The sequence below is a fragment of the Polynucleobacter sp. es-GGE-1 genome, assembly GCF_018882005.1.
In the GTDB taxonomy this organism is placed as follows: Bacteria; Pseudomonadota; Gammaproteobacteria; order Burkholderiales; family Burkholderiaceae; genus Polynucleobacter.
In genome coordinates, this window is sequence record NZ_JACVPE010000002.1 from 57,701 (window position 1) to 84,135 (window position 26,435).

The window sequence follows — 26,435 nt, forward strand, 5'->3', positions numbered from 1 at the left end:
TTCAAAACGCTGCTCTGACTCCAAGCATTAAGCTTCTTCCTGGTTGAGGCGCGTAGAGTCTCACGGCCATAGGTGATGTTGCATAGCGAATTTCCTCATTGAGAAGATTCTTTAGTGCCATATATCCAGTCCAATTGATTTTACCAATTCGCTCTGTGTAGGAGAGATTTGCATTTAAGAGCTTATAACTCGGGGTAGGACCAATTTCCCAGCTTGCTAGCCTGTTCTGTTGATAGCTATAAATATAGGTCGCACCGGTAAGCCAACCATCACGTTGATAAGCAAGTTCACTACCAAGTCTGGGTGCTGGCTGTAAAGGTAAATTGCCACCAGCATTGAAGCTTCCTTGCGATACATCACCAAATAGCCGTCCACCAATACCTGTTTGATTCCAGTTATAGGTCAATTCTCCTTCGGCACCACGGATATTGGCATTTGCTTGGGAAGCTTGTACCACTGAGAAGTTGTTATTCGTACTGCTATAAGAGCCTGTATAAAAACCATAGATGTAATTACTAAATTGATTGCGATAGACGCTCACCTTGCTCCGCATGAGCCCTAAAGTTTTCTGAAAACTCAATTCAAGATTATGTGACGTTTCTGTACCTAAATTGGAATTACCGATGTCAAAAGTAGCAGTGGAATCATGCGGACCATAGGAGTAAAGCTCTTGTGGTGTTGGTGCCCTCTGTGAAACGGTATAGGCCAAACCCAAACCATAACCGCGAGCTACATCAAGCATACCACCAGCAGAGTAAGACATCAGATTGAACTGTCGGTTTTGAATGGTTGGTGGACCATAGGTATTTGGAGTAAATCCTTGTGAACTCGTACTCGGAAATTGCGTGGCTGAATTGGGATTTTGGGCAGCATAGTTATAGCGCGCTCCTAGACTGCTCTTCAGGGGTCCGTAACGACCTTCCTCAACCCAAAATAGTGCGGTGGAGTTCGATTTTGTCTGCGGCACGATGGCATAGTTATTGGTATTGAAATCCATCGCATTCAGAGTAGCTCCGATTACTTGTGCGCCAATCACTCCTTTCGACCCTAGCAGTTCTTTGTGGGTAAGCTCTAAACGCGCTTCCGATGCAGTGTTATTCCACTGCGTTGATGCCACACCATTGTTAGTAAATTCAGTATGTTGATAATTGGTGTTAGCTGCACTAATCTTGATCGATGAAAAACCGTCAAAGGGATCGTTGGCTTGATGGGCAAAGTCATAACGATTTTGTGACTGCTGAATAAATCCACCCTCAGCAGTGGGTATGCCGTAGTTATGATTCATACGTTCTAAGGAGACACCGGTATAACCGTCTGATCTTAAATAGGATGCGCCTAATCCCAAACTATTTTGATTGCTAAATGAGAATGGAAGCTTTCCACTATAGGGTACGTTCACGGTTTGCCCAGGATTGATTGACCAATTGGCATTGGGACCCCCTTGTTCAGCAAACCCCGGAATACGGTAATTATTTGAGTTGCTAATTGTCGAATCAAAATGTAATGCTAATGGGCCAGCAGGCGCATCTAATTCAATATTTGCGGTTTTACCTTGGTTGACTGTTTCATAGCTGGTATTCATGGCTCCAGACAGGGCATCTGGCATTGAGGTGACGATGCGATCATTCACCACATTCACTAGACCACCACTAGAACCCGATCCATATAGAAGGGCAGATGCACCCCGCAAGATTTCAATTTGATGCGTGTTTTGCATCGGATTAGCTACTGCGTGATCAGCGGAGATGCTTGATACATCACCAACGGATAAACCATTTTGCAAAATCTGTACTCGAGCACCTTCAAGTCCTCGTATTACCGGTCTAGATGCACCCGAACCATAACCCGTTGCTGAAACACCTAGCTCATTTGCCAGAGTTGCTCCAAGCGTGCCACTCAGTTTGTTTTGTAAATCATCACCTGAAAGCACCTTATTAGGCGATAAAAACCCTTGACCATCATCACGCACGCCGCTGACATTGAGTTGCAATGATGGTTCGGCATTGCCTTGCGGCCATGCCGAAAAGCTAGCAATCGAAGTAGCTAGTAATAATGCATATCGAAATGTGGAGTAATGCCTGTAATTCATATTTCATCCAAGATCACCAAAAAGTGGTGATGATTAAAACGGGAGGTATCCAACCTTATTAGTTGGTACGGGTTTTAAAGGATGTCAGCAGGGGGAGCGCGTGATTGGTAAGCCGATTGGGCAGCTTGCGCAAAGTGAAATTCTAGGGGACTGGCTAGAACGAAGCTAGTAGTTTGAGATAGCAGCACTCCAATGAATGCTTCTGGTATGAAACCAGCTAAAGTTAAGGCATCAAGAAGATGGCAAATATCTGAGCTGTGAACCGATGTGGGAGCAAATTCATCTGCGGATGATGGGCTAATACTTTGTTGCTGAATACTTGCGTGGCTAATACTGTGAGCAAAGCCAATCCAATGGGTTCCCATCATGCAAGCCATAAGCAAAGCCACTGCAATAGCAGCGTGAACTTGCTTAGTTAATTTGCTGTAAAAATAGGCAACCATGCTCCGAATCTTACAGGATTTGCCTGTAATAGCTCTGCCGGTGTAGAATGTTGGTTCCGTCGGAGTGTAGCGCAGCCTGGTAGCGCACCTGCTTTGGGAGCAGGGGGTCCAAGGTTCGAATCCTTGTACTCCGACCACTTTCCTGATTGTTCTAGATACAGACCCAGCATATTCTGCCCATAGCTCAGCTGGATAGAGCAACGCCCTTCTAAGGCGTAGGTCGCACGTTCGAATCGTGCTGGGCAGGCCAAAATTTCATATCGGTTCATATAGAAGTAGGCTGGTAGATCGCGGTCTATTGATCTGATCATGCGTGAGCTTGGTTAGCGTAAGTGTGGCCTTGGTCTAGCGTGGAGAATCCTGGCGGACTATGAGCAACTCAGAGGAAATTTGACCCTGACGATCTAGTGTCGGTTTGACCCGACTCTAGGTTGTCCGGTTACGTGACGGTCAGGTGGTTTTTAAGGTTCGCTCAGGCAGGGCGTAGGTTGATCTTATTTGTTACCAATAAGCAAGTTGAGTGCTCGCACATACTTGGCAGAATCAATTGCTTTTTCATCCATGAATACGCTTTGTACAGTAAAGCCTGGTATGACCAATCCAAATAGGGCTACGGATAACTGCTCAGTATTTTTATCTTTTTTCAACTTGCCTTTTTTCATCAAGAGAATAATTTTTTTCTCTAAGCCGCTACGAATTCTCTCAAAGTAAATCAGCATGGTTTTACGTACTTCAGGCTCAACCATTGACATTGACCATACATGGAACGCAGTTCCTTTGCCGGGACCTTTGGTAATTTCTTCGGCAAAACTGGCTAATTCTTGAATAATCTCTAATAAGCTCAAGTCACGCGCATCAGATTCTTTGAGAATGGTATCGATACGATCACTGAATCGACCTAGGTTCTGCTCAGTAATGATTTGGACTATTTCTTCTTTGGCTTTGAAGTGGTGGTACAAGTTTCCACGTGAACAGTCTGCGGCCAATTGAATATCTTTCATGGATGTGCCAGCAAAGCCTTGTTTGGCAAAACAGGCCCGAGCCGCCATCAAAATCTTTTCCCTACCGCTTAAAAGATCCTCTTCTTTGGCCTTTAAAAGACGCTTTTTAAGCGTGACGCCTTGACCTGTTCTAGCCACAGGAGAATTGGATTTATTCAGGGGTTTGGATACTTTTTGCTTATTTGTCATAGTCACTTTCTCTCAAAACCGACCGCTTGATTCTAATTTAGTAATTGTTCTCAGTATTAGTTTTAGAAGCCTGATTTCACATGGGCTTCATGGCTACATTAGTTTAAAAACCGACCGCTTGATTCAAATTTAGTTTTTTAATTTAATCTTAAACAATATAAATTTATACCGACAAGTTAGTCAGTAGCAAGAGATTTTTTAACAAGCCAAGAACTAATTAAAAACCATATTCAATTAATTTTTTATGTATCAACGCAAATTACTCAATTCCTTTATAGCCACAATTTCTTTAATGTTATTAATCGGACTCACTGAATTCTCAGTAGCCGCTGGCGTTGATTCAACCGTATACGGAACTGGCGCCTCAGTAAATGGTGATCAATCAACTGCAATCGGTAACTCCGCCTCAGCAAATAATGATCAATCAACTGCAATCGGAAAATCCGCACTCAGTTTTATTGGATCAACTGCAACTGGTGCTTATGCAGAAGCAACTGGCGAATATTCAACCGCAACTGGCACTAATTCAGTGGCTAGCAGCCTTCATTCAACTGCAATCGGCAGATCCGCAACAGCTAGTGGTTATCAATCAACTGCAACTGGTGCTTATGCACAAGCCGTATATGATTATTCAACCGCAACTGGCGTAGGATCAGTAGCTATGGGTAGTAGTTCGACAGCAACCGGACATTTTTCAACAGCTAGTGGTGATCAATCAACTGCAACGGGAGACACATCAATCGCCAGCGGTATTCAATCAACTGCAACTGGTCGAGCATCAATAGCCAGTGGTGATTACTCAACAGCAACTGGAATGGGTTCAACGTCATCTGGTCTTTATTCAACTGCAACAGGTCATAATTCAATAGCCATTGGTACCCAAGCAACTGCAACTGGTCAAGGTTCAACAGCTAGTGGTAATTTTTCAACAGCAACCGGACAATCTTCTACTGCCAGTGGTGCCCAAGCAACTGCAACTGGTCAAGGCTCAACAGCTAGTGGCGATCTATCATCGGCAACAGGTATGTCTTCAAGTGCCAGTGGTTTTAAATCAACCGCTTCTGGTTTTTCTTCACAAGCAACAGGCGATAGTTCAACTGCAACTGGTAGCAATTCAATAGCTAGTGGTGATAAATCAACTGCAACAGGTCAAGACTCAGTAGCTAGCGGCCTTCAATCAACAGCAACAGGTCAATCATCAATAGCTAGTGGTAATTCTTCTACTGCAACTGGTATGTTCTCAAAGGCTAGTGGCGATTACTCAACAGCAACTGGAAAGGGTTCAACGTCATCTGGTCTTGCTTCAACCGCAACAGGTCTATCCTCTCAAGCAACGGGCGGTTATTCAACTGCAACTGGTAAAAGTGCAACAGCTAGCGGTCTTAAATCAACCGCTACAGGTCAATCTGCAGTTGCTGTTGGCATTCAATCAACCGCAACTGGTCAAAACTCAAGGGCAGGAGGCTTAGGTTCAACTGCAACAGGAGTGAACTCTGCTGCTCACAGCACCAACTCTATAGCTTTAGGATACGGTGCAGTAGCAGGTTCAGTTTCTGGAGATGGTGTTGGCGCAATTGCAATTGGATCCAATTCAAGTGCGACCGGTGTTAATTCAGTAGCAATTGGAACGGGTGTAATTTCAAGCTCTGATAATACGATTGTTATTGGTGATACAAGCTCAAGTACTACGATTGGTAATACTTTAAATATAACCGGAGTAACGACAGCTAATGGTATTTCTAATACAGGGAATATCGCTACAACTACCCTCAATACGACGGATCAAGCTACTTTAAATAGTGCTGCAATTACAAATAATGCAACTGTTGGTGGAACATTACTTGTAACCGGAGTAACAACAGCCAATGGCATCAACAACACGGGGGTATTAACCAGTACTGGAAATGCCACTATTGGCTCGGGTGCATCCTCTACTGTAACGATTGGTAATCAAAATAGCTCAAATGTAGGTACCTCAACCGTAAGTTTTAATAACAATCGGTTGCAGAATGTTGCAAATGCTACAGCCACTACTGATGCAGTTAACTTAGGACAGGTAAATCAATTAATTGCCAGTTCTAGCGGATCATCACCAGCACTCCAAAGTCAAGTCAACGGAATCCAGACCCAAGTAAATAATCTTCAGACTCAAGTCAATCAGAATAATTTGATTGCTCAGCGTGGTATCGCTGGTGCAAGTGCAATTGCCGGCATACCAGCCATCGAGTCGGGCAAGAATTTTAGTGTAGGAGTTGGCGTTAGAAATTATGTTAGCTCAAGCGCTATTTCAGTTGGGGCGCAAGCACGCTTAACGCAATCAACTGTTGTAAAAATTGCAGCTGGGACGACTACCTATGGAGGAGTTGTTACTACTGCTGGTTTAGGTTTTAGTTTTTGATTATGAAGCCACCTCAATTCCTTGCTATTGTCCTGGCTTGCCTTACTTCTTTAAACGCTATTGCTCAGAATACGCAAACAAAACAAAAGGTTCAAATGCAGTACATAGCGACATTTGAGGCAGGACAACCAGGAGCTGGAATTTATAAGCTTTATGATGCCTCTGACGATGTTGTTTGTTATGTATTAATGCCAGATACCGCATCTCGAAAACAGGTTGATGGTAAGTGGGTTTATGATTCAAATTCACTGGGTTCGTTAAGTTGCCTAAAGGCCAACTCCCCTGTTAAAAAATAATTAATCTTAGTACGTTGTGGCCGTCTGCTTTGGGTCGTTTTGAGACTGCTATCGGTAACTAAGGCAAAGGTCTGCTTTGGTCCGTACCGGACACATGGTTTACATCCGGTACCGACCACATAGTTTACAGTTGCCGTTCACTCTAACTATTTTTTCCCATAAGCGGCATCATGGTTTGGCTCTATCAATAAGACTCGTAAAAAGTGATTTTCCCTAAAGCCAATCCCTCGAATAGATTTGCTTACACGAAAGGAGTAGAGCGCTTCAATATTTTTAGGGGCTGCAATACTGTGAATCTTTTCCCATTTCAAGCCCTTGTCTCGATAGACTTGGTTCCAGGTTAGTTGCGTGAGTTTTTTAAAGGTAGCAAATGCCTTTTCTTGCTCTGCTAGCTCTAAATCACTCCAGGCAGATTGAAAAACAGGACTATTAAGATCAAGCTCGACTAATGGCTCAGGCTTTACGTTTCGTGCCATGCGCTTTAGCCATTTTTAATTTAGAAAGGTCGCTTGCTTTAGCGGGTGCTTTTTGTGCCCAGGCTAAAGCAGCAGTTAAATCCTTTTTAAGGGCTGGCGTATGTATCCACTTTTCATTATCTGGAATGACGGTAGCGGTGCGAATCATCCAAACTCCAGGCTCTGGGCTTTCAACAAGAACCTGACGTCCTGCATATTCTTTTCCAAGCGAGATTTGCCCACTCGATCCAATGGATTTAATAACTTGGTGATCTATAACTGCGCCCATGACATTCTCCTATATTCGTGCTACATTATTGCATGATGGCATGAATTTTGTCAAATAATGCTTATTGAGTGTTGAAAGCTAGATGAGGATTTGTCTTTTAAGCAACACTTATGTATCACACAGTTTATTACACAGCGCCGATTTATGCGTCTAAGTTATTGAAATATATGGATATTCCAGCAGCCACGAATTCTTCTAAGGCGTAGGTCGCACGTTCGAATCGTGCTGGGCAGGCCAAATACCCGACTGGCCGATGAGACTTCAACTAAACACTTTGATTACAAGCTTCAATTGAGTAATCTTGGGTATTCATAGAGCTACGCCTTGTTATATCCTGAACACTATGTAGAATAGTAGCAATATCTCTCTGAGCTGACTTGGCATCTTGCCAAACCTACCGCCCTAGATTTCGAACATAGTTCAATTCTTGGGGTGTCAGTGAATTCCACCATCATTAATGGCATCAAAGCAATTTGTAGCTCAATTTCAATAACAATATTGATTGGGGGTTGCACTACTCCCGTCACTCCAGACTTTACAGAGATGTCGGCACGCTACGCTATCATTTTGGAGCAGTACCAGTTAAATAGCATCCTGATTAATATCATCCGTGCGTCTAATGAGCGTCCATTAAGTTTTCTAGATATTCCCAGTATAAATGGTTCTGGAAATGTAAGTTTTAGTCCAGGATTAAGTCCATCAATGAATGGTTTCATTGGAGGACTTGCGGGCGGCCCTCTTGGCATAAGCTCACTGAGCCCGACTCTTGCACCATCTTTTGGTAATAGTTTTAACTTTTCCCAGTCCTCACTAGATAACTCTACTTTTCTACAAGGATTTTTATCTCAAATCCCCATTGGAACTGCCAAGTTTTTTATTTCCGATAATATCCCGAGAGAGGTAATGTTTAGTCTAGTAGTTGCTTCAATTGAAATTAAGCAAGCTGATGGTAAATCTACTCGGTATATAAACAATCCGCTTTTACCAGAATATCCCGCCTTCCAAGCCGAGCTTTATAAGTTGCTAAGTTACGGCTTGACTGTTGATCAGATCAAAGAGGGGCCAAAGAAAAATAGTTCTCCTGCATTAGGTAGAACAGCAAACTATTCACAACCTAACATGCCATCGCCTTATCAAAGTCTAGGTGGGTATGGCGGGTATGGTGGATCATCCGGTGCTTATGGTGGAATGTACAGCCAAATGCAACTGCAACCTCAATTTAAGATTTGCGTTGATGAGAACAAATTTGCCAACTTTGTTAAAGAAGAATTTAGCTCTGACATTTTTTGCAAAGCAAGTCTAAACGCCCCTAAAAATAAGAGCTCTAAATCTGAACTAATCTTAACCATTCGATCACCCAATACAGTCTTCGAATATCTTGGACAGGTAGTATCCGCCCAGAATCAAGAAAACCCCTTCATTGTTACATTGCCTCCATCAGCAACTACTCAAGCTCGAAAAATTGGCCAAGAAAATCAATATGCCTTATTGATTGTCAGAAAAAATGACTCAAGTAATAGAAATTTTGCAAGAGTAAAAAATATTGATGACGATGTTCATAGTATTCCAGCAAACGATAACGGCTATTCGCCAATGGTCTTGAAGATTATTTCGCAATTACTAAGCCTTAATAAAGTCCCTGGCAGTATCCCAGTATCACCAGGAATTCTCTTGCGTTAATGTCCAGCATGCTTTTTTGTTAGACAGTATGACTTCATTTTGAAGCACAGCCTCCAAAGAGAGGGAGATTAAGTTTTTTATATCAAGCGACATTTAATAATTTAAAGGAGCTACTATGAAATATCTAAAAAGTTTTATTCCTTGTGCCATCATCACTCTTATGACTCCCACATTAGCCTTTGCTCAAGAGGCTGGATATTGGGGCTATGGTTCAATGTGTATGGCAAGAAATTGCGCTCCAGGGAGAGCGCCACCACCCCCAAAACCAATGCCATTTCAATATCGGGGAGGGATGATGATGGGAGTTGCAAGTGCTCAAATGCTCGCAGAAGACTGCACGCAGTATGTAAAAGAATCTTGCGGAGGTGTTGGTTATAGCTCTCCAAATAAGCCTATTCCCATGACGGTTTACTGCACATCACCTGGGAGCAATTGGGCAAACGAATACTGGAATACTACAACTTGTCCACCAGGCCAAACCCCATTAGGACGTCCAGTACCCGAGTGGTAAAGAGGGCAGATTGCAAAATCATTATTCAACCCTATCGTTTTATAGAATTTGAGTCTAGAGGGGGTAATCATTGACTCCCTCATTTAAATAGTTTCCCCGATATTTTTCTACAGGCCAACTTAATATGAAATTTAAAGTGATCGTCACGTCTTTTGTACTCTTGCTAAGTTCAGGATCTGTTTTAGCGCAAATTGCTGAGTGCATTTCTGTTGAAGTAGGTGTGACACCGCCCACATTTACGTTTAGGCCATATGGACCGCCAATCGAAGGTGGGATGCAACCAATCCTTGGCTTTGTGGATGGTATGACATGCTTTTTAGCAGGCGAAGAAGGTACAGTTTTTCATCGAGGCGTTACGGCCTACTGCAAAATAAATCAAAGTTCAAGAGAGGTTCCGTGTGGTAATTAAACATTCTTTTTTCTTGGTAGCCATCACTTTTTCATTACTTTTAAAGGCTGAAACTAATCTGAACGTTAATAAAAGTGAGTCAAGAGCTATTGAAAGAACACGCAGCAATTCTGTTCCGTCAGCCCCTTATGAGGGAATACCCAGTGGGTTACCCGAACTTATTCTTACCGGATATATGACGCGATTGATGCCTCAATATTGCATCTTTTTTGTTCCCGGACAAGGCGGTGTATGTCAAGTATTTTGGGATAGGGCGGTTAACAACATCACCCGTCCTGGCGGTAGCACTCAGTTGGCTTACTGCGAAAATATGGAAACAGAGTTAAATGCTAATCCAGCAGATGGTTGCCAAGAAACACTCCAAGAGTGTATTCAATATGCAAAAGAGATGCGTCCTCAATTGCAATCAAATATTAATAATTACTGCTCTCATTAGGTTCTCTTCGAGTGTCCGCTTTGGATCGATCTCTGCCTGCCATGCTCAATTTAGACTAAGGTCTGCTTCGCGATCAGCAACAGCCCATCGCGGCCCTGATGCCGTGGTGTCGGTTTGACCGACAGTAAATAATTCAGGTCGCCCAAACGTAAATCTGAAATTAAGCTTACTAGTGTCGTGTTTCGAGACACTTGTTATGAATAATTTATCGCTCTTATTTTCTAGCTCAACCACTGAAACTGAGCCTATCAAACTCCTTTATGGAGTTCTGATCCTCTATAAGAGGCCTAATAGCCACCAATGGCAATGCCGTTTCAAGCTGGCTACAGGTGCCTGGCATTCCGCTAGTACGGGCTCAGATCAAGTGGCTGAAGCCACGACCCAAGCTATTACTATCTATGAAACAGTCAAGGTCAAGATAGCCAGTGATCTAGCCATTAAGACCAAGACTTTTCGGCAATTAGCCATGCAAGAGCTGGCTATGTCTGCCCGAGTAGTCCAAGCCAATCCTAATAAACGCACTCATGCGGACTATATTCATATCTATACCAAGTACTTAATCCCGTTCTTTGGCAATTATCAGATTAATGACATAACCCATGAGCTTGTTGATGACTATGCGGCTTGGCGTATATCCAAGATGGGTAAGAGTCCTAAAACATATACCCAAAGGCGTCACGCAGGCTTATATAAGCGGGTAATTGAGCGAGCCAGAGCGCAAGGACTAATTCAACAGCACCGCAATATTCCTTTATTGGAAGTCACTGGTGGTGCTGCACAGGTTAGACCAGCCTTTAGCCACCAAGAGATCGATTACTTATTGGAATATATGCGGGACTGGGAACGTTTTGGCCGTAATCAACGCAGTAATCATATGCGCAGACTTTGCAGGGTCTATGTGGAGTTCTTATTGGGTACTGGAATACGGCAGGGCACAGAGAGTATGCCGATCCGCTGGAAAGTTCTACAGTGGCATTGGATTGGTGAGCAGCGTTACTTAAGAGTCTGGGTATCAGGCAAAACGGGGCCTAGATACCTAATAGCAAGGCATTTTGTGATTGAGGCTTTAGAGCGTTTAATTGCCTGGCAGGCATTGCCATATAAGAATCTAGATGCAGTGATTGAAGCCAAGTTAGATCGCAAGGTCTTTGTATTTCCAGAAGGAGATGCTCCGCATAGTCTAGATGATGTCTTTGAGCGGCTAATGGTTGAATCTAACTTATTAAAGGATGCGACAGGTAAGAATAGAACCTTGTATAGCCTGCGACATACCTACGCTACATTTAGATTGGCAGATGGTATTGATATTCACACATTGGCAAAACAAATGGGTACTAGCGTGGGGATGATTGAACGTCATTATTCAAAATTAACACCAATGATGAGTGCGGAAAAATTGGCAGGGTAGAGATGGGTGAGGGTATGACCATTTAGTGTCGGTTTTACCCGACGCTACAACCTACGCCCTATTTGCTGGCAGGTCTTAATGAAGGGTTAATTTTCTGGAAGCACCCCTTAAAATACCGTAATATAGATAAAACAGCCCTTATGAAAAATAATCAAACTACCTTAAACCGAAAAGACATTGTTGACAATGCCTTGGGTTCTTTGCGGGTAGAGGGTATGAAGCCTAGCAATGAGTTGATGAAAGATTTTGATGCCTTTATTGGTGGATCAAAAACAATCGATCAAATCATTGCAGAGACTAAAGAACGCTATGTCGCGCTACGACGCGGATAGTGTCTATTGCTATCCGGGTTCTCCGGTATTGCAAAACAAATTGGGCTTTAGGGATCAAAATGAGCTTGAGGCGTTTGAGTCTGATATGACTGCTTCGCGTTTAGTGGCTTTAGATTTAGATCCAATTCAAGGTAATTTTGATTTAGCGCATTTGCAAGCAATTCACTATGCTCTTTTTCAAGATGTCTATGATTGGGCTGGAAAGATTCGGACTGTAGATATAAGCCGTGAAAATAGCCGTTTTGCAAATATCCGCATGATTGATTCAGCCGCCAAAACTTTATTCAGTAATTTAGCTAAAGAGCATTTATTCCAAAATCAAGATATCAAGCAAGTTGCACAGAAGTTAGCCCACTATCTTTCTGAGATTAATGTCTTGCATCCATTTCGGGATGGCAATGGACGGGTGCAGCGAGTGTTTATTGCTCAGTTAGCTAGCGAGGCTGGGTTTAGGCTCAATTATTCCGATCTAAACCAGTCCCAAATGTATCAAGCAATGGAGTTAGCCTTTTTTGGTGACGAGAAGGCGCTTGCGCAACTCATTCTAGATAAGCTCAGCAGCCAATAAGCAGTTTCACACCGTTACTTAAAGTAACGCTTGGGCTGAAAAGTGCTTGATTTGTGGTGATTTGACATTACCAGCGTCACTTAAAGAGACACTAGTTTGTCGATTAAACCGACAAACTTAAATGAGCTCTACTGCATTGCGTTTCATATCGTCATTTACGTCAATGTATTTTTGGGTAACGGCAATGGATTTATGGCCTGCCAAACTAGCCAAAACTCTTACTGAAATACCTTTATTGGCTAAATTCGTAATAAAGGTTCTTCTGCCTGAATGGCTCGTTGCCCCAGAAATGCCGGAGTGTTTGTAGTTCCAATAAAACCATACGCATAAGCCGTTTGCAGAAAATCCCAGTCTGTTTGCTGTATGGAAAAAAGGGATCTCTGGCATCTTGGCATGTCTAGTACCAATATAGGCCAATAATTCGTCTTGTAGTTTCTTAGGAAGAAATACGGTTCTCGGTTGACCGCCTTTCGTTTGAGCTGCAGACAAACGGATTTCATTTTTGATACTGCCATCAATATTGAGAACATCGCCCATCTTAAGCGATGCAATTTCTGCGACGCGAAGCCCCGACCAAAAACTGGTGAGAATGATAGCTCTATCACGCTGCGGATATTTCTTAGTGGAAACATAACGCAGTATTTGATCGAGCTCTGCTTGGGTGAGGGTTTTAGCTTGTGCCATTTATGGGTTTTCCTTTGATAAATAAAATTACACATAGAGTGTGTTTTCTTATTTCCAAAAGGACAACCGAGGCTCAAGTTCGGGTTGCAGTCAAAAGATCTTCCAAGAATCAATGACTTAGTAAAACAAAAATAATTCGATTAAGAAAATGTATATTTTCTTAATCGTTTTAATTGACGAATCAATGCTTGTATTTAGTGCGGATCGTGGCGAAAATCCCACGAATTACTGCTAGTAGCTCAAATCAGCCGGTAATCGTCCCCTAGAACCAAAGTAATCAGAAGTAGAATTTTCTCAATTAGAGGAGTTCTACATGAAGCGTTCTAAATTTACTGATACCCAGATCATGGATGCCCTAAAACGGGTCGATGCTGGTTTAGCTGTTCCAGAAGTCTGCCGTGAGCTGGGCATTAGCACTGCTACCTTCTATAAATGGCGTGCCAAATACGGTGGTATGGATACCTCCATGATGGCTCGCATGAAGGAGCTTGAAGCTGAAAATGCCAGACTTAAGAAGATGTACATCGAAGAGAAGCTTAAAGCGGAGATCGTGACTGAGGCCCTCGCAAAAAAGTGGTGAGGCCGTCTCACAGACGTGAGATGGCCCAGCGGGCAGTCAGAGATAAAGCAATCCCCATTCGTTTGGCTTGTGAAGCTTTTAGGGTCAGCGAGTCTTGCTACCGCTACGAAGCGAAGAATAATACCGAAAATGAGCTCATTGCTAACTGGCTCATCCGCTTAACCGATAACAACCGTAGCTGGGGTTTTGGTCTTTGCTATTTGTACCTTCGCAACGTCAAGAACTTCAAATGGAACCATAAGCGTATCTATCGTATTTACAAGGCTTTAGAGCTGAACTTACGTATCAAACCTCGTAAGCGTTTAGTCAGAGATAAACCCGATGCCTTGGTTGTGCCGCTAAGCATTAACCAGGTGTGGTCAATCGACTTTATGCATGACCAGCTAGAGGACGGCAGATCCATCCGACTGTTCAATGTGATTGATGACTTTAATCGTGAGGCCTTAGGGATTGAAGTGGACTTCTCCTTACCATCTGAGCGAGTCGTTCGCAGCTTAGATCAGATCATCACTTGGCGAGGTAAGCCTTGTGTGATTCGAGCGGACAATGGGCCGGAACTGATTAGCGGCAGACTCATGGAATGGGCAGCTAAACATCAAATCCACATACAACATATCCAGCCAGGCAAACCACAACAAAATGCTTATGTGGAACGCTTTAATCGCACCGTCAGATATGAATGGTTATCTCAGCATTATTGGGAAAGCATTAACGAAGTTCAAGAGTTTGCGACACAATGGATGTATAAATACAATCATCAACGTCCAAACATGGCATTGGGCGGCATTACCCCGAAACAGCGACTGGCCATGGTTGCTTAATTAATCCTACTTCTGAGAGCGGTGGTTAATGGGGGGGGGGATTACCAGCCCTATACGCTGTTTTTAGTAATTCCAGCTACTCAGTATTGCGAAGCTGATAGATCTTTGCGTATAGGGCTTTTTTGAGGCGAATTTTGTACAAATTCAAAGCGTCAATTAGTTCAAATCCACATTGGTTGCTATAAACACCGGCTTATTAACGCCAGTACTTTTACAAAGATGTACATCTAGCGTCCAGGAATCCTTAGTGTTGTTTGCTAGATCTTCAATCTCTACATGCAGCTCTTTAGTTTCTGGGGAGTAGATGCTAAATCCATCAACATCTTGTTTTGTCTTAGTGAGTGGATCGTAATGTTGGATCCAAGACATTAAAACTCCAGCTTGACCTGCAATACCAGCCTCGCTGAGTTTTCGAACAGTCGCCATCTGCTGATCTGTTTTGGCAGTATTTTCCCAATTGCTATATTCAAAGTAATCCACTAAGTATTTTTGATTTGGGCTACCTAGCTCTACTGAGCCATTAAACATCGCTCTTCTAAATAAGCCTTTACCAAAGGTGGTATTAAATTTCTCGTTCATAAATCCTCTAACCGCAATTTCTCTCATATCGTTCTCCTTTTTTCAAATTGATTGAGTTCTCGTTGCGAGCTGTTGCTTTCGTGGCTTGGTTGCTAGAGGAGTAGATCCAAAAAGATGTTGCTTTGAGTTCAGTTGCAGATCTCAAAGAGATAGTCACTAAGTCGTGTTGCTAGTCAGAGCTACTCATTTGCCACTCGAGTAACTAGTAACTCACTACCAGTAACTTCTTTATCTATTTGCGACCGCACTTTGAAACACAGCAACTCGCAAAAGTATTTAGCTCTTGTTAAGAAAACCCATTAATTTCTGGCTCAAAATTAGTCAAAATAAAAAAGAGGTTGTCCAATTCATTATTCCGAAAATAAATTGAAATGGCTATTTCATTTATAGGAGGAAATATGAGCGCATTGACCGCATTAAAACTAGTAGCTCTTAAGAAGCCGGTTCATCAACCAGCAATTGTGATTCGAAGGAATAAACTTTCAAGTCGATTATGGGAGCAAATCCAATTGGCCAAAGGGCAGATGTCAGGAACACCTTTTGTGCTAATGAAGTTTCGTAGTATTAAAGATAAAGAAACGGGGATTCGTAAGCATGTAGAGGTGCCAAAGCGCATTAAGCCGTGGTGGTTTCAGACTGAAGAAGGGAAGGTCTGCGTTTCCATTAGATATGGAGCTTGCACAATTGAATTAGCCAAAGGCAAGCCCAGTATTCAAGTCGATAGTGCTGAGGATTTAATTAAGGCGCTAGAAACAGTTAAGGTTGCTGTGGAAGCAGGGGATTTAGATACCCAGATTGAGTTAGCTAGCTCTAGTTTAGGTAGTGGCTTTAAAAAGTAACGTAGAAATGCGAATGGATGTTCCTCTACGCTGAGCAGTCATTCGCCTTAGGAATCAACCATAGACTCAAGTCGATCCAAAGCAGACTTTGGCGGACATAACCTACGCACTTATTGCGTTGAATCTTTTACCAGCCTAAACCCTAAATGAGACATTGGGCTAGATGGATCTGCTCCGCGTCTTGCACTTGGACGATAGGATTGGCAGTAATCTTCGTTGCATAAAAATGATCCGCCACGAATGACTCGCTTTGGAGCATTGGGTGGAACGCCATAATCATCAGGATCATACGAATTACTTGGTCCAAGAGGATTAGTAACAACGCTATTTCCATGCTCCTTGGCTTGCATTGCAAAATAATCAGCGTGATACCAATCGGCAACCCATTGCCAAGCATTGCCAGTCATATCAAACAAGCCATACCCATTTTGAGGATATGTTCCAACGGAACTAGTACCTACTGCGCCGCCAGCTTTGGGGCTTATAACTGGATTAATCACCGGGAATGCCTGTTTCTTTACATCCCAAATATTGGCCGGCAGCTTTCCTTCTTGCTCTAGTTGATCACCCCACACATAGGTTGCTTGGTTTAAACCACCGCGCGCAGCAAACTCCCATTCCGCTTCTGTAGGCAATCGTTTGCCTGCCCACTTAGCATATGCCAAAGCATCCACGTAACTCACTTGGACTACTGGATGATTTCCTTTGCCATCAATATTGCTTTTTGGTCCGCTTGGATGCTGCCAATTAGCGCCAGGCACATAGGCCCACCATTGTGAGTAATCATTAAGATTTACCTTTGCCTTCGTGCCAACAAAAACCATGGCTCCAGGCACAAATACTGAAGCAGACGGCTTAGGTGTTCCTGGTGGAAGTTGTACACGAATAGTTTCCCAATCGGGAACTTGCTCTGCAGTGGTTTTGTAATTGGTTTCTTTTACAAACTGTGTGAATTGATCATTAGTGACATGAGTGGTATCCATCCAAAATCCAGGCACCTTCACTTTATGTGTGGGCCTCTCATTGGCTTGTGCTTTTTTATGATCACTACCCATCAAAAATTCACCGCCAGGAATCCAAGCCATTCCTTTGGGTCCCTTTATGCCGTCACCAAGAAGAATTTGAGGGGCTGCCTGTTGAGGTTTTAAAAAGAAGTTACTCCAGACCAGATATGCGCCGATTCCTAAAACTGCAAGTACTGCACTCAAAACACCTGTGCGACGCATATTCATCGTCTTGCTACTTTCTCAGTGGAATACTGATGGTTGAAATCATTGCATACCCTTCAACCCTGTTCTGCGCCCAGAACTCTTTATAAGCACGTAAATTAATATAGGCTTGCTTTTTACCAATATTAAACAGATAACCAACTTGTGGGCCGACCGCTGCTATGCGAGATTTGAAAGCACCGACCCTATTTCCACTTCCTGAGTCAGCCGTAAGCTGGTAATAACCATAACCAGCAATACCCACTTGCCAGTTTTGCGATACAAATTGCGATACAGACCAGTCTAGATGGGAATCAATGCCGTTCTGGTAATTGGTTTGATGGTTCATCCAGTTATAAGTAGCGCCCAGCACTCCAGAAAACTCTAGTCCTGTAGTGTTATTAAGGTAGGTGTAGCCACCACCAGCATCGATTGCAGCGTGGCCGATACCAATAGCTGCAAGACTCGTTGGGCTATACGTACCCATTGGAATATCACCAGTTACATATGTCTTGAAATTGTTATTTCCCCGGTTCCAGGTCAAGCTAGCCAATGGATAAATATCGGTACTTCCATTGCTAGTGTTAGAGCGATTCAATTGGGTGCTTGGATTAACAACGCTTACTGTAGCGGTAGTAGTGTTAGTGCCTGGACCCCAACCTACACCTAGGTAAGGCTGTCCACCCAGAATCTTTTCTTCCGCTACATATCCCAATTGCATTAAAACTAAAGATTCTCTTGCGCTCAAACCAGCATTAATACTTGTACCATGTTGAAAATTTTTTGATTTATCAGCATTACCGCTATACACATATGGCATTGCTACTAGAGACCATCCAGTTGCCATGGGGACTGCTGCCATGCTGGCATATTGGCCAGACATCCAAAAGGGCACTCCGCCCTCATCCGCCAATACTGATTGTGATGAAAAGAAGCCGATTGAAATCAAAAAAAGTCTAGAAAACATTCCTAGACTCCCTTTGCAAAGCTGGCTATGCACTCAATATTCCTTCTTAACGCTGATTAAAGTTGGTTAAGTTAGCAGGTGGCGGGTTGGGAAACTTCTTAACCGAGGCAAGATATTCTTGAATTGCTTTAAATGCGTTAACTGAAATTGATTCGTAATTTACTAATTGCAAATCTTCGTGCGGATCCATTTCGATGTTGTAAACCTTTGGGTAGTACATTGGAACTGAATTAGCAGCTATCCCGCCAAGCATTTGCTGACCAGTGCCCGTACGATTCATATCTCTAAAATACATTCTCCACTGCTTCCAGCGAACTGCCACTAAATCCGCGCCAATAAATGACATTAAATGCTCGCGATCACCTGTTTTACTCTTACCAGTAAGCACGCCTAATTGATTCACTCCATTAATGGCTCGATCTGTTGGTAGCTTAGCGCCTAAGATAGCGGCAAAGGTTGGCATAAAGTCCATGATCGAAAACATGGCATATGAGGAGGTATTTGGAGCGATATGACCAGGCCAGCGAATAAAGCAAAAAGTTCGGACAGCGCCTTCCGTGGCCTCGCCTAGATCTCCTCGAAATGGACCATTTGATCCCATGTCAGGAGCGCCAAGACCCAATCGATCATAAGTCATCATGTATTGTCCGGTGCTGCCATTATCAGAGGCAAAAACCAAAATAGTATTGTCCTCAATATTCATTTCTTTGAGGGCATCCATTATTTGACCAACGTGGTAATCCCCCTCCATCAATTTGTCACCGTACTGACCAATGCGGGACTTTCCTGCAAATTGTTTTGAGGAAAGATTGGGTGAATGACCCATTGAGAATGGTAAATAAAGAAAGAATGGTTTGCCAGCTGCATTCTCCTGCTTCATGAATGTAATTGATTTTTCAGTCAACTCATTATCAATCTCTGCCCTGACCTCCATCGTAAATGGCTTCACACGCTTAAGCGGTCCATTTCCCTTTTGCTGAGTAATCCAAGGTCCCTTTTCATATAAAACTTTATCGGGAACATTTGGATAGGAATGTGTTTGTATAGCTTGCGCAACGTAGGTGGCAGAATCCCAAGAGACATCAGGCGGTAAACCGTAATACTGATCAAATCCGTGAGCACCAGGCAAACTCTGAGGTGATGCACCTAAATGCCATTTTCCAAAAATTGCGGTTGCATAACCCGCATCTTTAAACAATTTACCCATTGTGTAGGCTTTGCCTGGCAAAGTACTAGGAGTACCGGCCTCTGCAACAAGTGACAAACCATTTCGAATAGAGTATTGCCCGGTCATTAATGCAGCACGAGATGGTGTACATGCTGGCTCTACCAAATACTGGGTGAGCTTCAGCCCACTCTTAGCTAATTCATCAGTGCGTGGTGTAGGAGCACCTCGCAATTCACCGCCACCGTAAGGCCCCATATCACCATAGCCAACGTTATCTGCAAGAATAAAAACAACGTTAGGTTTCTTTTGAGTGGGGGCAGTTTGTGCAAATACTGTTGGTGCAACCACTGAAATAGACAAGAACCCAATCAGTAATCTTTTTAAGAACATTCGAGTCTCCGCTTATTGGCAATTGTTTTAACTAGCCCAGCAGCAAAGGAACCGCTTAGCTCAAGAGGGGGATAATACTTTAAGCAATAACCTTTATTAACAAAATTCCACCGCGCATGATATGTTTGGTAGCAAGTGTGTTGCATAACCACAAACCCTTTTAATGCCTATTGACTCGATGGCGGGTGGCGCGAAAACCGATAAAGGTCTTTTATTGGCCGATCTCCGCCAGCCAAATACCCCTAATTACCCAGTTTTGAGTGTCCGCTATGGGATGGATAGCGGTTATACCTTTTGAACTGGGTAGACCAGACTAGCTAAATACTTGCATGAACAAATATCAAGCCTATGTCAGGATCAAGAGTCAGCTAGTTAATACAGCTGTCTTTGCTGATAGTTCTATCCATGCCCGATTAATCCTTCAATATCAATTTGGGATGAATAGTCTAGCTAGCACCCCATCAATTGTTACCCATGAAAGCAGGGGGTATCAAATGATTGATGAGGTTATCTCTGCTATTAAAGCTAAGCCCCCACAAACACCAGAGCAGGCTAGAGTGGCCAATTTACAAAAACAGAAAGACGCTGCTAGTAAAGCATTAAAGATGGAGCGTAATCGACAAAAGATTAAACGAGCTCAACAGCAGATTTCATTAGCTAACTCAAATATATAGCTGCGCAGTTTTTAACTCCATCCAAGATCTCGACCCCCACCAGTTTTAATCTAACTCCCATGACCATAATGATTGTCATAAATCACGCCAAAATACGGTGGTTTTGACGAATTACTTGCTAATTAAACTTCGATGCTCGTGGGGCCGAGAGGTATAGCAAAAATGGTTTGCCATCTCGTAAAATAAAATCACATCATTTAGTGTCGGTTTAACCGACTCCGCATCTGCGGATGCCACACGCCATATGGTCAGTTCCACCCAACTCCAAGGTTCTCGGTGCGTATGCCACACCTGATCTAGCTAGGCTTAAATCATTGTCTAAGCTATTAATTTATATCATTTTTTAAGCTTCTAAGGCGTAGGTCGCACGTTCGAATCATGCTGGGCAGGCCAAAAACCTCAATTTGTAACCCTGTTTACTGTGTATCTGTTGCTGAGATACGTATTTATTAGCATAATTGCACATTATGAATGCAGCCATGATTGATATAGCCACCCAAAATGCAGCTCACGCATTTATGGAAAAAATTGCTCATCAATACGATGTCAGCAAGGTTTTTTTGTTTGGTAGTCGCGCTCGCAATACACATCAAAGCGAAAGTGATGCTGATATTGCCATTCTATTGCGAGGCAAGGTGGGTCGTTTTATGGCAACCAAGTTTGCGATGGATGATCTGGCCTATGATGTTCTATTGGACTCCGGCATCCGGATTCAACCCCTACCTATCTGGCAGGAGGAGTGGGATCACCCAGAAAATTACTCCAATCCCAGTCTTTTAAGGAATATTCAAAATGAAGGTATTGTTCTTTGAAGGCGAAAGAACTGTTTACTAAAGCTCAAACTGCAGTAACTTCAGCTCGAATTTTGTTAAATACTGGGGATGTTGATGGTGCTTGTAACCGCGCTTATTATGCGATGTTTGATGCTGCTAGGGGAGCCCTTTTTGGCATCTGGTGTCGGCGAGTCAACAGTTAATAGGAAAACCCATAGTGGCCTTATTTCAAAATTTAGTCTTGAGCTTGTTAAATCTGGTCAAGTTTCCGTAGAGCTTGGCAAGTCTCTAAACAAGGTTGAGGATCTTCGATTGATGGCGGACTATAAGGGTGACTCCATTTTAGAAGAAGATGCCACTTGGGCTGTTAATCAGGCCGATATATTTGTTGAAGCCTTGTGCGCCAAATTTAGCTAAGGCGTAGGTCGCATGTTCGAATCGTGCTGGGCAGGCCAAATTCTCCAATACCCTTAGTTTTATCTCTGCTCGCTTCAGAAGGTCACAAAAAGTCTCAAAAGTAGACCTGATTCAGCATAAGTCACTCATAAATTTGCTATAAATACAGTTACAGCTATTTATTGATAAACACTGATCACTAATACAAGTAAAAACTGGAGAAAACGATGAAGAACAAGTCTTTAATTAAAGCAGGCCTGATTGCTGGGCTATTCATGAGCACCATGAGCGTTCATGCTGCAAGTGCGACGATGGACAAAATTAAATCTACAGGTGCTGTCACCATGGGTGTGCGCGAATCCTCTATCCCAATGTCCTACACGACTGGCGACAGCCGCTTTGATGGTTACCATGTGGAAGTGTGCCGCATGATTTTGGGTGATATCAAAGATAAGCTTGGCTTGAGCACTTTGCGTATTAATTATCAGCCAGTGACTTCCCAAAACCGTGTGCCTTTAGTGCAAAACGGCACTGTTGATATTGAGTGTGGCTCAACTACTAATAATTCTAATCGCGCTAAGGATGTGGGTTTTGCGAATACTTTATATATAGAAGAAGTCAGGATTGCTGTTAAAGCAAATTCCGGCATTACTTCTATTTCTCAATTGGCTAACAAGAAAGTAGCTACTACTACCGGTACAACCTCTGTTCAGTTGCTCCGTAAGCATGAAAAAGCCAATGGCGTGAACTTTGATGAGGTATACGGTAAAGACCATGCGGATAGCTTCTTATTGCTTGAGTCTGGCCGCGCTGATGCATTCGTGATGGATGGTTCAATTTTGGCCGGCAACATTGCTAACTCGAAGAATCCTAAAGATTACAAGATCGTTGGCGAAGTATTGAGTACAGAGCCTATCGCCATCATGGTTCGTAAAGATGATCCAGAATTTAAGGCCGCTGTAAACGCAGCAATTGCAAAGATTGTTGCAAACGGCAAAATGCCTGGCTTATGGAACAAGTGGTTCTTGTCGCCAATTCCACCGAAAAATATCGTAGTAGGTCTTGAACTGTCTCCAGCAACCAAGAATGCTTGGGCAAACTTGAACGACAAACCGGCAGAAGATTACAACAAATAATTGAGATCGCAAGTTAATTAATCTGAATGCTTTAATGTTTATGCGATCGGATTTATGGATTTAGGAATCTTTTGTAAAAGTACCTTAGACGGAGAAGTAGTTGATCACTGCTTCTCCGCTTTATTAGGTATCGGTCAAAACGTTGATCCCAGTTATTTAGACTGGCTCATGAAGGCTTGGGGCTGGACACTGGCTGTCGCCGCTCTTAGTCTAACCATCGCTATGTCACTTGGTGCTGTCATGGGCACCTTACGTACCTTACCCACAGAAACGACATTGAACCGTTTCTTGATACGCTTTTCTACCGCATGGGTAGAACTCTTTAGAAACATTCCGATTTTGGTTCAAGTATTTCTTTGGTATCACGTGATACCAGCCTTCTTTCAGCCCTTGAAAGCATTTCCATCTTATCTGTTAGTCAGCATTGCTTTAGGCTTCTTTACTTCTGCACGGATTGCAGAGCAGGTGAGGGCAGGCATTCAGTCACTTCCCTCCGGTCAGAAAGCAGCAGCAACTGCTTTGGGTTTAACTACCTTTCAAAGCTATCGCTACATTATTTTGCCAATGGCGTTGCGCATAGTGATTCCACCTCTTACTTCTGAGAGCATGAATCTCATCAAAAACTCATCAGTAGCGTTTGCGGTTTCGGTACCTGAACTCACACTATTCGCTATGCAGGCTCAAGAAGAAACTTCGCATGGAGTTGAAATCTATTTAGCCGTAACCTTGCTCTATGCTTTATCGGCATTCGCAGTAAATCGTGTGATGACCTATATTGAAAAGCGCTCTCGCATTCCTGGCTTCATTGTTGCTAATACAGAAGTGGCAGCACATTAAATGAATGCTATGAATCATTTCATGGTGGTTTTATGCTCAGCCTAGACCTCAGTTTTTATAACTGGGAACTCTTCACGAATTACATCCTGAAAGGCATGCTGTTTAGTGTGCAACTGACAGTCATTGCGACCGTTGGCGGGATTGTCTTTGGTACCTTCTTAGCTTTGATGCGCTTATCTGGTAGACCTAGCTTAGTCTACCCAGCAACTATTTATGTGAATACCATGCGCTCCATTCCGTTGGTGATGGTGATCTTGTGGTTCTTTTTATTGATACCCATGTTGATTGGCAGGCCCATCGGTGCTGACTTATCCGCCACCATCACTTTTATTGCTTTTGAGGGAGCATTTTTCTCTGAAATTGTGCGCGCTGGTATTCAGTCGGTACCCAAGGGTCAAGGATATGCTGCGGAAGCCTTAGGCATGACCTATGGTCAAAATATGCGTTTTATCGTATTGCCGCAAGCCTTCAGAAACATGATTCCCGTCTTCATGACGCAGACCATCATTCTGTTTCAGGATACTTCCTTGGTTTATGCCATCGGTGCTTATGATTTATTAAAGGGCTTTGAGATTGCCGGCAAGAACTATGGCCGTCCTATGGAGACCTATCTCTTGGCTGCCTTTACCTATTTCATTATTTGTTTCTCGCTATCGAAGATCGTCAGAGCAGTTCACTCCAAAGTAGCGATTATTCGTTAATACATTTGTAATTTATCCCTTATTTATTTAATACTGACTATTCCTAAATCCTCATGATAGAACTGCAAAACGTTTCGAAGTGGTACGGAGACTTTCAAGTCCTGACCGATTGCACTACCAATATTCAAAAAGGGGAAGTAGTTGTGATTTGCGGACCCTCAGGCTCAGGTAAATCGACCTTGATTAAAACCATCAATGCTCTAGAGCCTTTTCAGGCTGGTGAGATTACTGTGGATGGGGTGCGCTTGCATGATCCTAAAACAAATCTACCAAAGTTACGGGCCAGAGTGGGAATGGTGTTTCAGCACTTTGAGCTGTTTCCGCACCTGAGCATTACCGAGAACTTAACGCTTGCGCAAATGAAAGTGCTTGGTCGTTCTGCTGACGAGGCTAATGCGCATGGCTTAAAGTATCTCGAGCGTGTTGGCTTAACTGCTCAGAAAGATAAGTTTCCTGGGCAACTTTCAGGCGGTCAACAACAGCGTGTTGCCATTGCGCGTGCCTTGAGCATGGATCCGATTGTGATGCTTTTTGATGAACCAACCTCGGCCCTAGATCCTGAAATGGTTGGTGAGGTCTTAGATGTTATGGTGAAGCTTGCAAATGAAGGAATGACCATGTGCTGCGTTACCCATGAGATGGGTTTTGCTCGTAAAGTCAGTAATCGCGTGATCTTTATGGATCAAGGGCGTATTCTGGAGGATTGCAGCAAAGATGAATTTTTCGGCAACCCAGATGCGAGATCCCATCGTGCAAAAGACTTCCTCTCAAAAATATTAGATCACTAAAGAAAACACTATTATTAATGAATGATTCATTTACCAAGTTATGCATCGCCACAACGCTTGGTATGTTGATGCTCTCAGCTTGTACTGTAGCCAAATTAGAGTCTAGGCTTGAGGCGAATCCTCAGTGTAAAGATGTCATTAATCCAAAGACTGGTGCTGTCATGCCGTGCCCAGGTACGGATAAATCTTTCTATCGCTCTGTTGGTCTGGAGCCACCTAGAGCCACGACAACTAGTTCAACTACAGCCGTTGCTGCTCCACCAACCATTTCTAATGCTGGTACAGCAGCAATACCAATCGCAACTACCACAACAAAGTCGACCCCTGCAGTTCAGGTAACACCGCAAGTCGATTGCAAACCACAGCTTCATAAAAAAACTGGCGGTATGTTACCGTGTCCATCTCCGGACTAATCTGTATCTAAAAAGAAAGCATCATGCGTAAATTGAATGTCGTTATTGCCTCAGCACTTGTTGCTATTGGCTTGCTTTCCTGTAGCAATACTCCAAAACTGGCTTCTGAACCGATGCCTAGATCAGGTTTTTTACCCAATTACTCCCTGCTCGAGCCAATGGCTACCAGCCAATCGGATACTCGGATTTGGCGATACCGGATTGCAGGCATTAATCCTGCTAGCTATACCGCGGTTATTTTGGATCCCATTTACTTGAATCAAAGCGCTACGAAAGAGGTGAGTGCTGAGGCCATTTCTCAAGCGCAGGTTACTCTGCAAGACTCGATGGTGGCCGCTATTAATTCTCGTGGGAATATTCGCATTGTCACTAGCCCTGGTCCGGGTGTTGCCCGAGTTACCGTTGGTATTACAGGCGCAGAAAATTCAGCTGATAGCCTACAACCTTGGAATTTCACTCCCATTGGTTTGGCGGTGAATGCCGCTGCCTATGCTGGTGGTGTGAATTCCAAAACTCCTGCCTTACTGGTAGAAAGTAAGATAACCGATAGTTTGTCTAAGCAGTTATTAGGCGAAGGCTTGGTTACCATCCAGGGCGAGTCATTTAGAACTGGTTCGGGTTCAGTAGACTCCTTTATTGAGATGGCTAAGAAGGTAGTGCGTGTTGCCATGGAAACCTCTGCCAATCCAACCCCAACTGGGAAGTAAGACTTTTCTATGAAACGTTCTTATGTCTCCATATTTTCTTGTATTGCCGCCTTGGCGGTCATTCCTGCATTGAGTTATGCAGACGATGCATCCCGCAATCAAGAGATTGCGCAGCGGTTTGCTAAGTGTGACATCAATCATGATGGCAAATTGACTCAGGTTGAGGCAAAAAGTTGTATGCCGCGTATCTATGATCACTTTAACTATCTTGATTCTGGCAATAAAGGCTACTTAACTGTTGCTGAGATTCAAGCAGCAGCAGATCGATAA

The 26,435-nt window shown here is 43.2% G+C and carries 31 protein-coding genes and 2 tRNA genes; 23 read left to right on the forward strand and 10 right to left on the reverse strand.

Annotated elements, in window-relative coordinates; genetic code table 11:
* Nucleotide 1: 1 nt before the first annotated feature.
* Complete coding sequence (locus ICN35_RS01255; protein ID WP_216123618.1) at nt 2-2,089, reverse strand: TonB-dependent receptor; 2,088 nt, start codon at nt 2,087-2,089, stop codon at nt 2-4.
* 74 nt (nt 2,090-2,163) lie between these two features.
* Nucleotides 2,164-2,532 (reverse strand): hypothetical protein, encoded by a 369-nt coding sequence (locus ICN35_RS01260; RefSeq protein ID WP_216123620.1) that lies wholly within the window; start codon nt 2,530-2,532, stop codon nt 2,164-2,166.
* 60 nt (nt 2,533-2,592) lie between these two features.
* Here ICN35_RS01260 and ICN35_RS01265 point away from each other — a divergent pair.
* Both ICN35_RS01265 and ICN35_RS01270 read left to right on the forward strand, forming a co-directional pair.
* A tRNA-Pro gene (locus ICN35_RS01265) sits at nt 2,593-2,669 on the forward strand.
* Between the two features lie 36 nt (nt 2,670-2,705).
* Nucleotides 2,706-2,782 (forward strand) — tRNA-Arg (locus tag ICN35_RS01270).
* Between the two features lie 244 nt (nt 2,783-3,026).
* On the opposite strand, the gene ICN35_RS01275 is transcribed toward ICN35_RS01270, so the two are convergent.
* The gene (locus ICN35_RS01275) at nt 3,027-3,722 is read right to left on the reverse strand and encodes a TetR/AcrR family transcriptional regulator (RefSeq protein WP_216123622.1); all 696 of its coding nucleotides are present in this window, start codon (nt 3,720-3,722) and stop codon (nt 3,027-3,029) included.
* 244 nt (nt 3,723-3,966) lie between these two features.
* Here ICN35_RS01275 and ICN35_RS01280 point away from each other — a divergent pair, with 244 nt between their 5' ends.
* Together ICN35_RS01280 and ICN35_RS01285 are read left to right on the forward strand one after the other, a co-directional pair.
* The gene (locus ICN35_RS01280; protein WP_216123624.1) at nt 3,967-6,120 is read left to right on the forward strand and encodes a YadA-like family protein; all 2,154 of its coding nucleotides are present in this window, start codon (nt 3,967-3,969) and stop codon (nt 6,118-6,120) included.
* Between the two features lie 2 nt (nt 6,121-6,122).
* The gene (locus ICN35_RS01285; RefSeq protein ID WP_216123626.1) at nt 6,123-6,416 is read left to right on the forward strand and encodes a hypothetical protein; all 294 of its coding nucleotides are present in this window, start codon (nt 6,123-6,125) and stop codon (nt 6,414-6,416) included.
* Nucleotides 6,417-6,562: 146 nt separating this feature from the next.
* Here the strand turns inward: ICN35_RS01285 and ICN35_RS01290 are convergent, their stop codons facing one another.
* Nucleotides 6,563-6,892, reverse strand: a complete 330-nt coding sequence (locus ICN35_RS01290) for a hypothetical protein (protein ID WP_088525049.1) — start codon at nt 6,890-6,892, stop codon at nt 6,563-6,565.
* Nucleotides 6,870-7,160, reverse strand: coding sequence for a hypothetical protein (locus ICN35_RS01295; RefSeq protein WP_088525048.1), 291 nt, complete (start codon nt 7,158-7,160; stop codon nt 6,870-6,872). The genes ICN35_RS01290 and ICN35_RS01295 overlap by 23 nt, the downstream gene beginning before the upstream one ends.
* A 438-nt stretch (nt 7,161-7,598) precedes the next feature.
* Here ICN35_RS01295 and ICN35_RS01300 point away from each other — a divergent pair, with 438 nt between their 5' ends.
* The 7 genes from ICN35_RS01300 (at nt 7,599) to ICN35_RS01330 (ending at nt 12,504) form a co-directional block, all read left to right on the forward strand.
* Nucleotides 7,599-8,840, forward strand: a complete 1,242-nt coding sequence (locus tag ICN35_RS01300) for a hypothetical protein (protein ID WP_216123630.1) — start codon at nt 7,599-7,601, stop codon at nt 8,838-8,840.
* Nucleotides 8,841-8,955: 115 nt separating this feature from the next.
* Nucleotides 8,956-9,351, forward strand: a complete 396-nt coding sequence (locus tag ICN35_RS01305) for a hypothetical protein (RefSeq protein WP_216123632.1) — start codon at nt 8,956-8,958, stop codon at nt 9,349-9,351.
* A 124-nt stretch (nt 9,352-9,475) separates the two neighbouring features.
* On the forward strand, nt 9,476-9,760 hold the full coding sequence (locus ICN35_RS01310; RefSeq protein ID WP_216123634.1) for a hypothetical protein: 285 nt from the start codon (nt 9,476-9,478) through the stop codon (nt 9,758-9,760).
* Nucleotides 9,761-9,935: 175 nt separating this feature from the next.
* Entirely contained in the window at nt 9,936-10,196 is a 261-nt protein-coding gene (locus tag ICN35_RS01315; protein ID WP_216123636.1) for a hypothetical protein, read from the forward strand.
* A 196-nt stretch (nt 10,197-10,392) separates the two neighbouring features.
* The gene (locus ICN35_RS01320; protein WP_216123638.1) at nt 10,393-11,604 is read left to right on the forward strand and encodes an integrase; all 1,212 of its coding nucleotides are present in this window, start codon (nt 10,393-10,395) and stop codon (nt 11,602-11,604) included.
* A 140-nt stretch (nt 11,605-11,744) separates the two neighbouring features.
* Nucleotides 11,745-11,936 carry an antitoxin VbhA family protein gene (locus ICN35_RS01325; RefSeq protein ID WP_215301999.1) on the forward strand — a complete coding sequence of 64 codons (192 nt, stop codon included), beginning with the start codon at nt 11,745-11,747 and terminating at the stop codon, nt 11,934-11,936.
* On the forward strand, nt 11,914-12,504 hold the full coding sequence (locus ICN35_RS01330) for a Fic family protein (RefSeq protein ID WP_216123640.1): 591 nt from the start codon (nt 11,914-11,916) through the stop codon (nt 12,502-12,504). The genes ICN35_RS01325 and ICN35_RS01330 overlap by 23 nt, the downstream gene beginning before the upstream one ends.
* A 117-nt stretch (nt 12,505-12,621) precedes the next feature.
* Here ICN35_RS01330 and ICN35_RS01335 read toward each other — a convergent pair whose 3' ends face one another.
* A complete protein-coding gene (locus ICN35_RS01335) occupies nt 12,622-13,188 on the reverse strand; it encodes a site-specific integrase (protein ID WP_216123642.1) in 567 nt (188 codons plus the stop codon).
* 313 nt (nt 13,189-13,501) lie between these two features.
* Between ICN35_RS01335 and ICN35_RS01340 the strand changes: the two genes are divergently transcribed.
* Nucleotides 13,502-14,589 (forward strand): IS3 family transposase gene (locus ICN35_RS01340; protein ID WP_216123649.1). Its coding sequence is split into 2 segments (ribosomal slippage): nt 13,502-13,754 and nt 13,754-14,589, totalling 1,089 coding nucleotides; the frame shifts between segments, so codons are not numbered across the junction.
* Between the two features lie 156 nt (nt 14,590-14,745).
* Here ICN35_RS01340 and ICN35_RS11355 read toward each other — a convergent pair.
* Nucleotides 14,746-15,195, reverse strand: coding sequence for a hypothetical protein (locus ICN35_RS11355; RefSeq protein WP_255535667.1), 450 nt, complete (start codon nt 15,193-15,195; stop codon nt 14,746-14,748).
* A 371-nt stretch (nt 15,196-15,566) separates the two neighbouring features.
* Between ICN35_RS11355 and ICN35_RS01350 the strand changes: the two genes are divergently transcribed.
* A complete protein-coding gene (locus ICN35_RS01350) occupies nt 15,567-16,007 on the forward strand; it encodes a DUF6641 family protein (RefSeq protein WP_216123655.1) in 441 nt (146 codons plus the stop codon).
* 110 nt (nt 16,008-16,117) lie between these two features.
* Here ICN35_RS01350 and ICN35_RS01355 read toward each other — a convergent pair whose 3' ends face one another.
* From ICN35_RS01355 to ICN35_RS01365, 3 genes are read right to left on the reverse strand one after another with little or no spacing between them, the layout of a single operon-like run.
* Complete coding sequence (locus ICN35_RS01355; protein WP_216123859.1) at nt 16,118-17,233, reverse strand: formylglycine-generating enzyme family protein; 1,116 nt, start codon at nt 17,231-17,233, stop codon at nt 16,118-16,120.
* A gap of 13 nt (nt 17,234-17,246) precedes the next feature.
* Complete coding sequence (locus ICN35_RS01360; RefSeq protein WP_216123656.1) at nt 17,247-18,182, reverse strand: transporter; 936 nt, start codon at nt 18,180-18,182, stop codon at nt 17,247-17,249.
* Nucleotides 18,183-18,228: 46 nt separating this feature from the next.
* Nucleotides 18,229-19,740, reverse strand: coding sequence for an arylsulfatase (locus tag ICN35_RS01365; protein ID WP_216123657.1), 1,512 nt, complete (start codon nt 19,738-19,740; stop codon nt 18,229-18,231).
* A gap of 329 nt (nt 19,741-20,069) precedes the next feature.
* Here ICN35_RS01365 and ICN35_RS11360 point away from each other — a divergent pair, with 329 nt between their 5' ends.
* From ICN35_RS11360 to ICN35_RS01415, 10 genes are all read left to right on the forward strand, one after another.
* Nucleotides 20,070-20,414 (forward strand): hypothetical protein, encoded by a 345-nt coding sequence (locus tag ICN35_RS11360; protein WP_255535668.1) that lies wholly within the window; start codon nt 20,070-20,072, stop codon nt 20,412-20,414.
* A 479-nt stretch (nt 20,415-20,893) separates the two neighbouring features.
* The gene (locus tag ICN35_RS01375; protein ID WP_251374825.1) at nt 20,894-21,226 is read left to right on the forward strand and encodes a nucleotidyltransferase family protein; all 333 of its coding nucleotides are present in this window, start codon (nt 20,894-20,896) and stop codon (nt 21,224-21,226) included.
* Nucleotides 21,227-21,295: 69 nt separating this feature from the next.
* The gene (locus ICN35_RS01380; protein WP_370625649.1) at nt 21,296-21,604 is read left to right on the forward strand and encodes a hypothetical protein; all 309 of its coding nucleotides are present in this window, start codon (nt 21,296-21,298) and stop codon (nt 21,602-21,604) included.
* Between the two features lie 206 nt (nt 21,605-21,810).
* Nucleotides 21,811-22,719, forward strand: a complete 909-nt coding sequence (locus tag ICN35_RS01385; RefSeq protein WP_216123658.1) for an amino acid ABC transporter substrate-binding protein — start codon at nt 21,811-21,813, stop codon at nt 22,717-22,719.
* Nucleotides 22,720-22,773: 54 nt separating this feature from the next.
* A complete protein-coding gene (locus ICN35_RS01390; RefSeq protein ID WP_216123659.1) occupies nt 22,774-23,556 on the forward strand; it encodes an amino acid ABC transporter permease in 783 nt (260 codons plus the stop codon).
* Nucleotides 23,557-23,588: 32 nt separating this feature from the next.
* Nucleotides 23,589-24,257 (forward strand): amino acid ABC transporter permease, encoded by a 669-nt coding sequence (locus ICN35_RS01395; protein ID WP_215297089.1) that lies wholly within the window; start codon nt 23,589-23,591, stop codon nt 24,255-24,257.
* A gap of 53 nt (nt 24,258-24,310) precedes the next feature.
* A complete protein-coding gene (locus ICN35_RS01400; RefSeq protein ID WP_215297091.1) occupies nt 24,311-25,045 on the forward strand; it encodes an amino acid ABC transporter ATP-binding protein in 735 nt (244 codons plus the stop codon).
* A gap of 17 nt (nt 25,046-25,062) precedes the next feature.
* A complete protein-coding gene (locus ICN35_RS01405; protein ID WP_255535669.1) occupies nt 25,063-25,458 on the forward strand; it encodes a hypothetical protein in 396 nt (131 codons plus the stop codon).
* 23 nt (nt 25,459-25,481) lie between these two features.
* A complete protein-coding gene (locus ICN35_RS01410; protein ID WP_216123661.1) occupies nt 25,482-26,165 on the forward strand; it encodes a DUF3313 domain-containing protein in 684 nt (227 codons plus the stop codon).
* 9 nt (nt 26,166-26,174) lie between these two features.
* A complete protein-coding gene (locus ICN35_RS01415; RefSeq protein WP_216123663.1) occupies nt 26,175-26,435 on the forward strand; it encodes a hypothetical protein in 261 nt (86 codons plus the stop codon).

Excerpts from the sequence above, each read along its gene's own strand:
- ICN35_RS01255 (WP_216123618.1), bottom strand. The coding sequence starts at position 2,089 with ATGAATTACAGGCATTACTCCACATTTCGATATGCATTATTACTAGCT.
- ICN35_RS01260 (WP_216123620.1), bottom strand. The coding sequence starts at position 2,532 with ATGGTTGCCTATTTTTACAGCAAATTAACTAAGCAAGTTCACGCTGCT.
- ICN35_RS01275 (WP_216123622.1), bottom strand. The coding sequence starts at position 3,722 with ATGACAAATAAGCAAAAAGTATCCAAACCCCTGAATAAATCCAATTCT.
- ICN35_RS01280 (WP_216123624.1), top strand. The coding sequence starts at position 3,967 with ATGTATCAACGCAAATTACTCAATTCCTTTATAGCCACAATTTCTTTA.
- ICN35_RS01285 (WP_216123626.1), top strand. The coding sequence starts at position 6,123 with ATGAAGCCACCTCAATTCCTTGCTATTGTCCTGGCTTGCCTTACTTCT.
- ICN35_RS01290 (WP_088525049.1), bottom strand. The coding sequence starts at position 6,892 with ATGGCACGAAACGTAAAGCCTGAGCCATTAGTCGAGCTTGATCTTAAT.
- ICN35_RS01295 (WP_088525048.1), bottom strand. The coding sequence starts at position 7,160 with ATGGGCGCAGTTATAGATCACCAAGTTATTAAATCCATTGGATCGAGT.
- ICN35_RS01305 (WP_216123632.1), top strand. The coding sequence starts at position 8,956 with ATGAAATATCTAAAAAGTTTTATTCCTTGTGCCATCATCACTCTTATG.
- ICN35_RS01310 (WP_216123634.1), top strand. The coding sequence starts at position 9,476 with ATGAAATTTAAAGTGATCGTCACGTCTTTTGTACTCTTGCTAAGTTCA.
- ICN35_RS01315 (WP_216123636.1), top strand. The coding sequence starts at position 9,936 with ATGACGCGATTGATGCCTCAATATTGCATCTTTTTTGTTCCCGGACAA.
- ICN35_RS01320 (WP_216123638.1), top strand. The coding sequence starts at position 10,393 with ATGAATAATTTATCGCTCTTATTTTCTAGCTCAACCACTGAAACTGAG.
- ICN35_RS01325 (WP_215301999.1), top strand. The coding sequence starts at position 11,745 with ATGAAAAATAATCAAACTACCTTAAACCGAAAAGACATTGTTGACAAT.
- ICN35_RS01330 (WP_216123640.1), top strand. The coding sequence starts at position 11,914 with ATGTCGCGCTACGACGCGGATAGTGTCTATTGCTATCCGGGTTCTCCG.
- ICN35_RS01335 (WP_216123642.1), bottom strand. The coding sequence starts at position 13,188 with ATGGCACAAGCTAAAACCCTCACCCAAGCAGAGCTCGATCAAATACTG.
- ICN35_RS11355 (WP_255535667.1), bottom strand. The coding sequence starts at position 15,195 with ATGAGAGAAATTGCGGTTAGAGGATTTATGAACGAGAAATTTAATACC.
- ICN35_RS01350 (WP_216123655.1), top strand. The coding sequence starts at position 15,567 with ATGAGCGCATTGACCGCATTAAAACTAGTAGCTCTTAAGAAGCCGGTT.
- ICN35_RS01355 (WP_216123859.1), bottom strand. The coding sequence starts at position 17,233 with ATGCGTCGCACAGGTGTTTTGAGTGCAGTACTTGCAGTTTTAGGAATC.
- ICN35_RS01360 (WP_216123656.1), bottom strand. The coding sequence starts at position 18,182 with ATGTTTTCTAGACTTTTTTTGATTTCAATCGGCTTCTTTTCATCACAA.
- ICN35_RS01365 (WP_216123657.1), bottom strand. The coding sequence starts at position 19,740 with ATGTTCTTAAAAAGATTACTGATTGGGTTCTTGTCTATTTCAGTGGTT.
- ICN35_RS11360 (WP_255535668.1), top strand. The coding sequence starts at position 20,070 with ATGAACAAATATCAAGCCTATGTCAGGATCAAGAGTCAGCTAGTTAAT.
- ICN35_RS01375 (WP_251374825.1), top strand. The coding sequence starts at position 20,894 with ATGATTGATATAGCCACCCAAAATGCAGCTCACGCATTTATGGAAAAA.
- ICN35_RS01380 (WP_370625649.1), top strand. The coding sequence starts at position 21,296 with ATGTTGATGGTGCTTGTAACCGCGCTTATTATGCGATGTTTGATGCTG.
- ICN35_RS01385 (WP_216123658.1), top strand. The coding sequence starts at position 21,811 with ATGAAGAACAAGTCTTTAATTAAAGCAGGCCTGATTGCTGGGCTATTC.
- ICN35_RS01390 (WP_216123659.1), top strand. The coding sequence starts at position 22,774 with ATGGATTTAGGAATCTTTTGTAAAAGTACCTTAGACGGAGAAGTAGTT.
- ICN35_RS01395 (WP_215297089.1), top strand. The coding sequence starts at position 23,589 with ATGCTCAGCCTAGACCTCAGTTTTTATAACTGGGAACTCTTCACGAAT.
- ICN35_RS01400 (WP_215297091.1), top strand. The coding sequence starts at position 24,311 with ATGATAGAACTGCAAAACGTTTCGAAGTGGTACGGAGACTTTCAAGTC.
- ICN35_RS01405 (WP_255535669.1), top strand. The coding sequence starts at position 25,063 with ATGAATGATTCATTTACCAAGTTATGCATCGCCACAACGCTTGGTATG.
- ICN35_RS01410 (WP_216123661.1), top strand. The coding sequence starts at position 25,482 with ATGCGTAAATTGAATGTCGTTATTGCCTCAGCACTTGTTGCTATTGGC.
- ICN35_RS01415 (WP_216123663.1), top strand. The coding sequence starts at position 26,175 with ATGAAACGTTCTTATGTCTCCATATTTTCTTGTATTGCCGCCTTGGCG.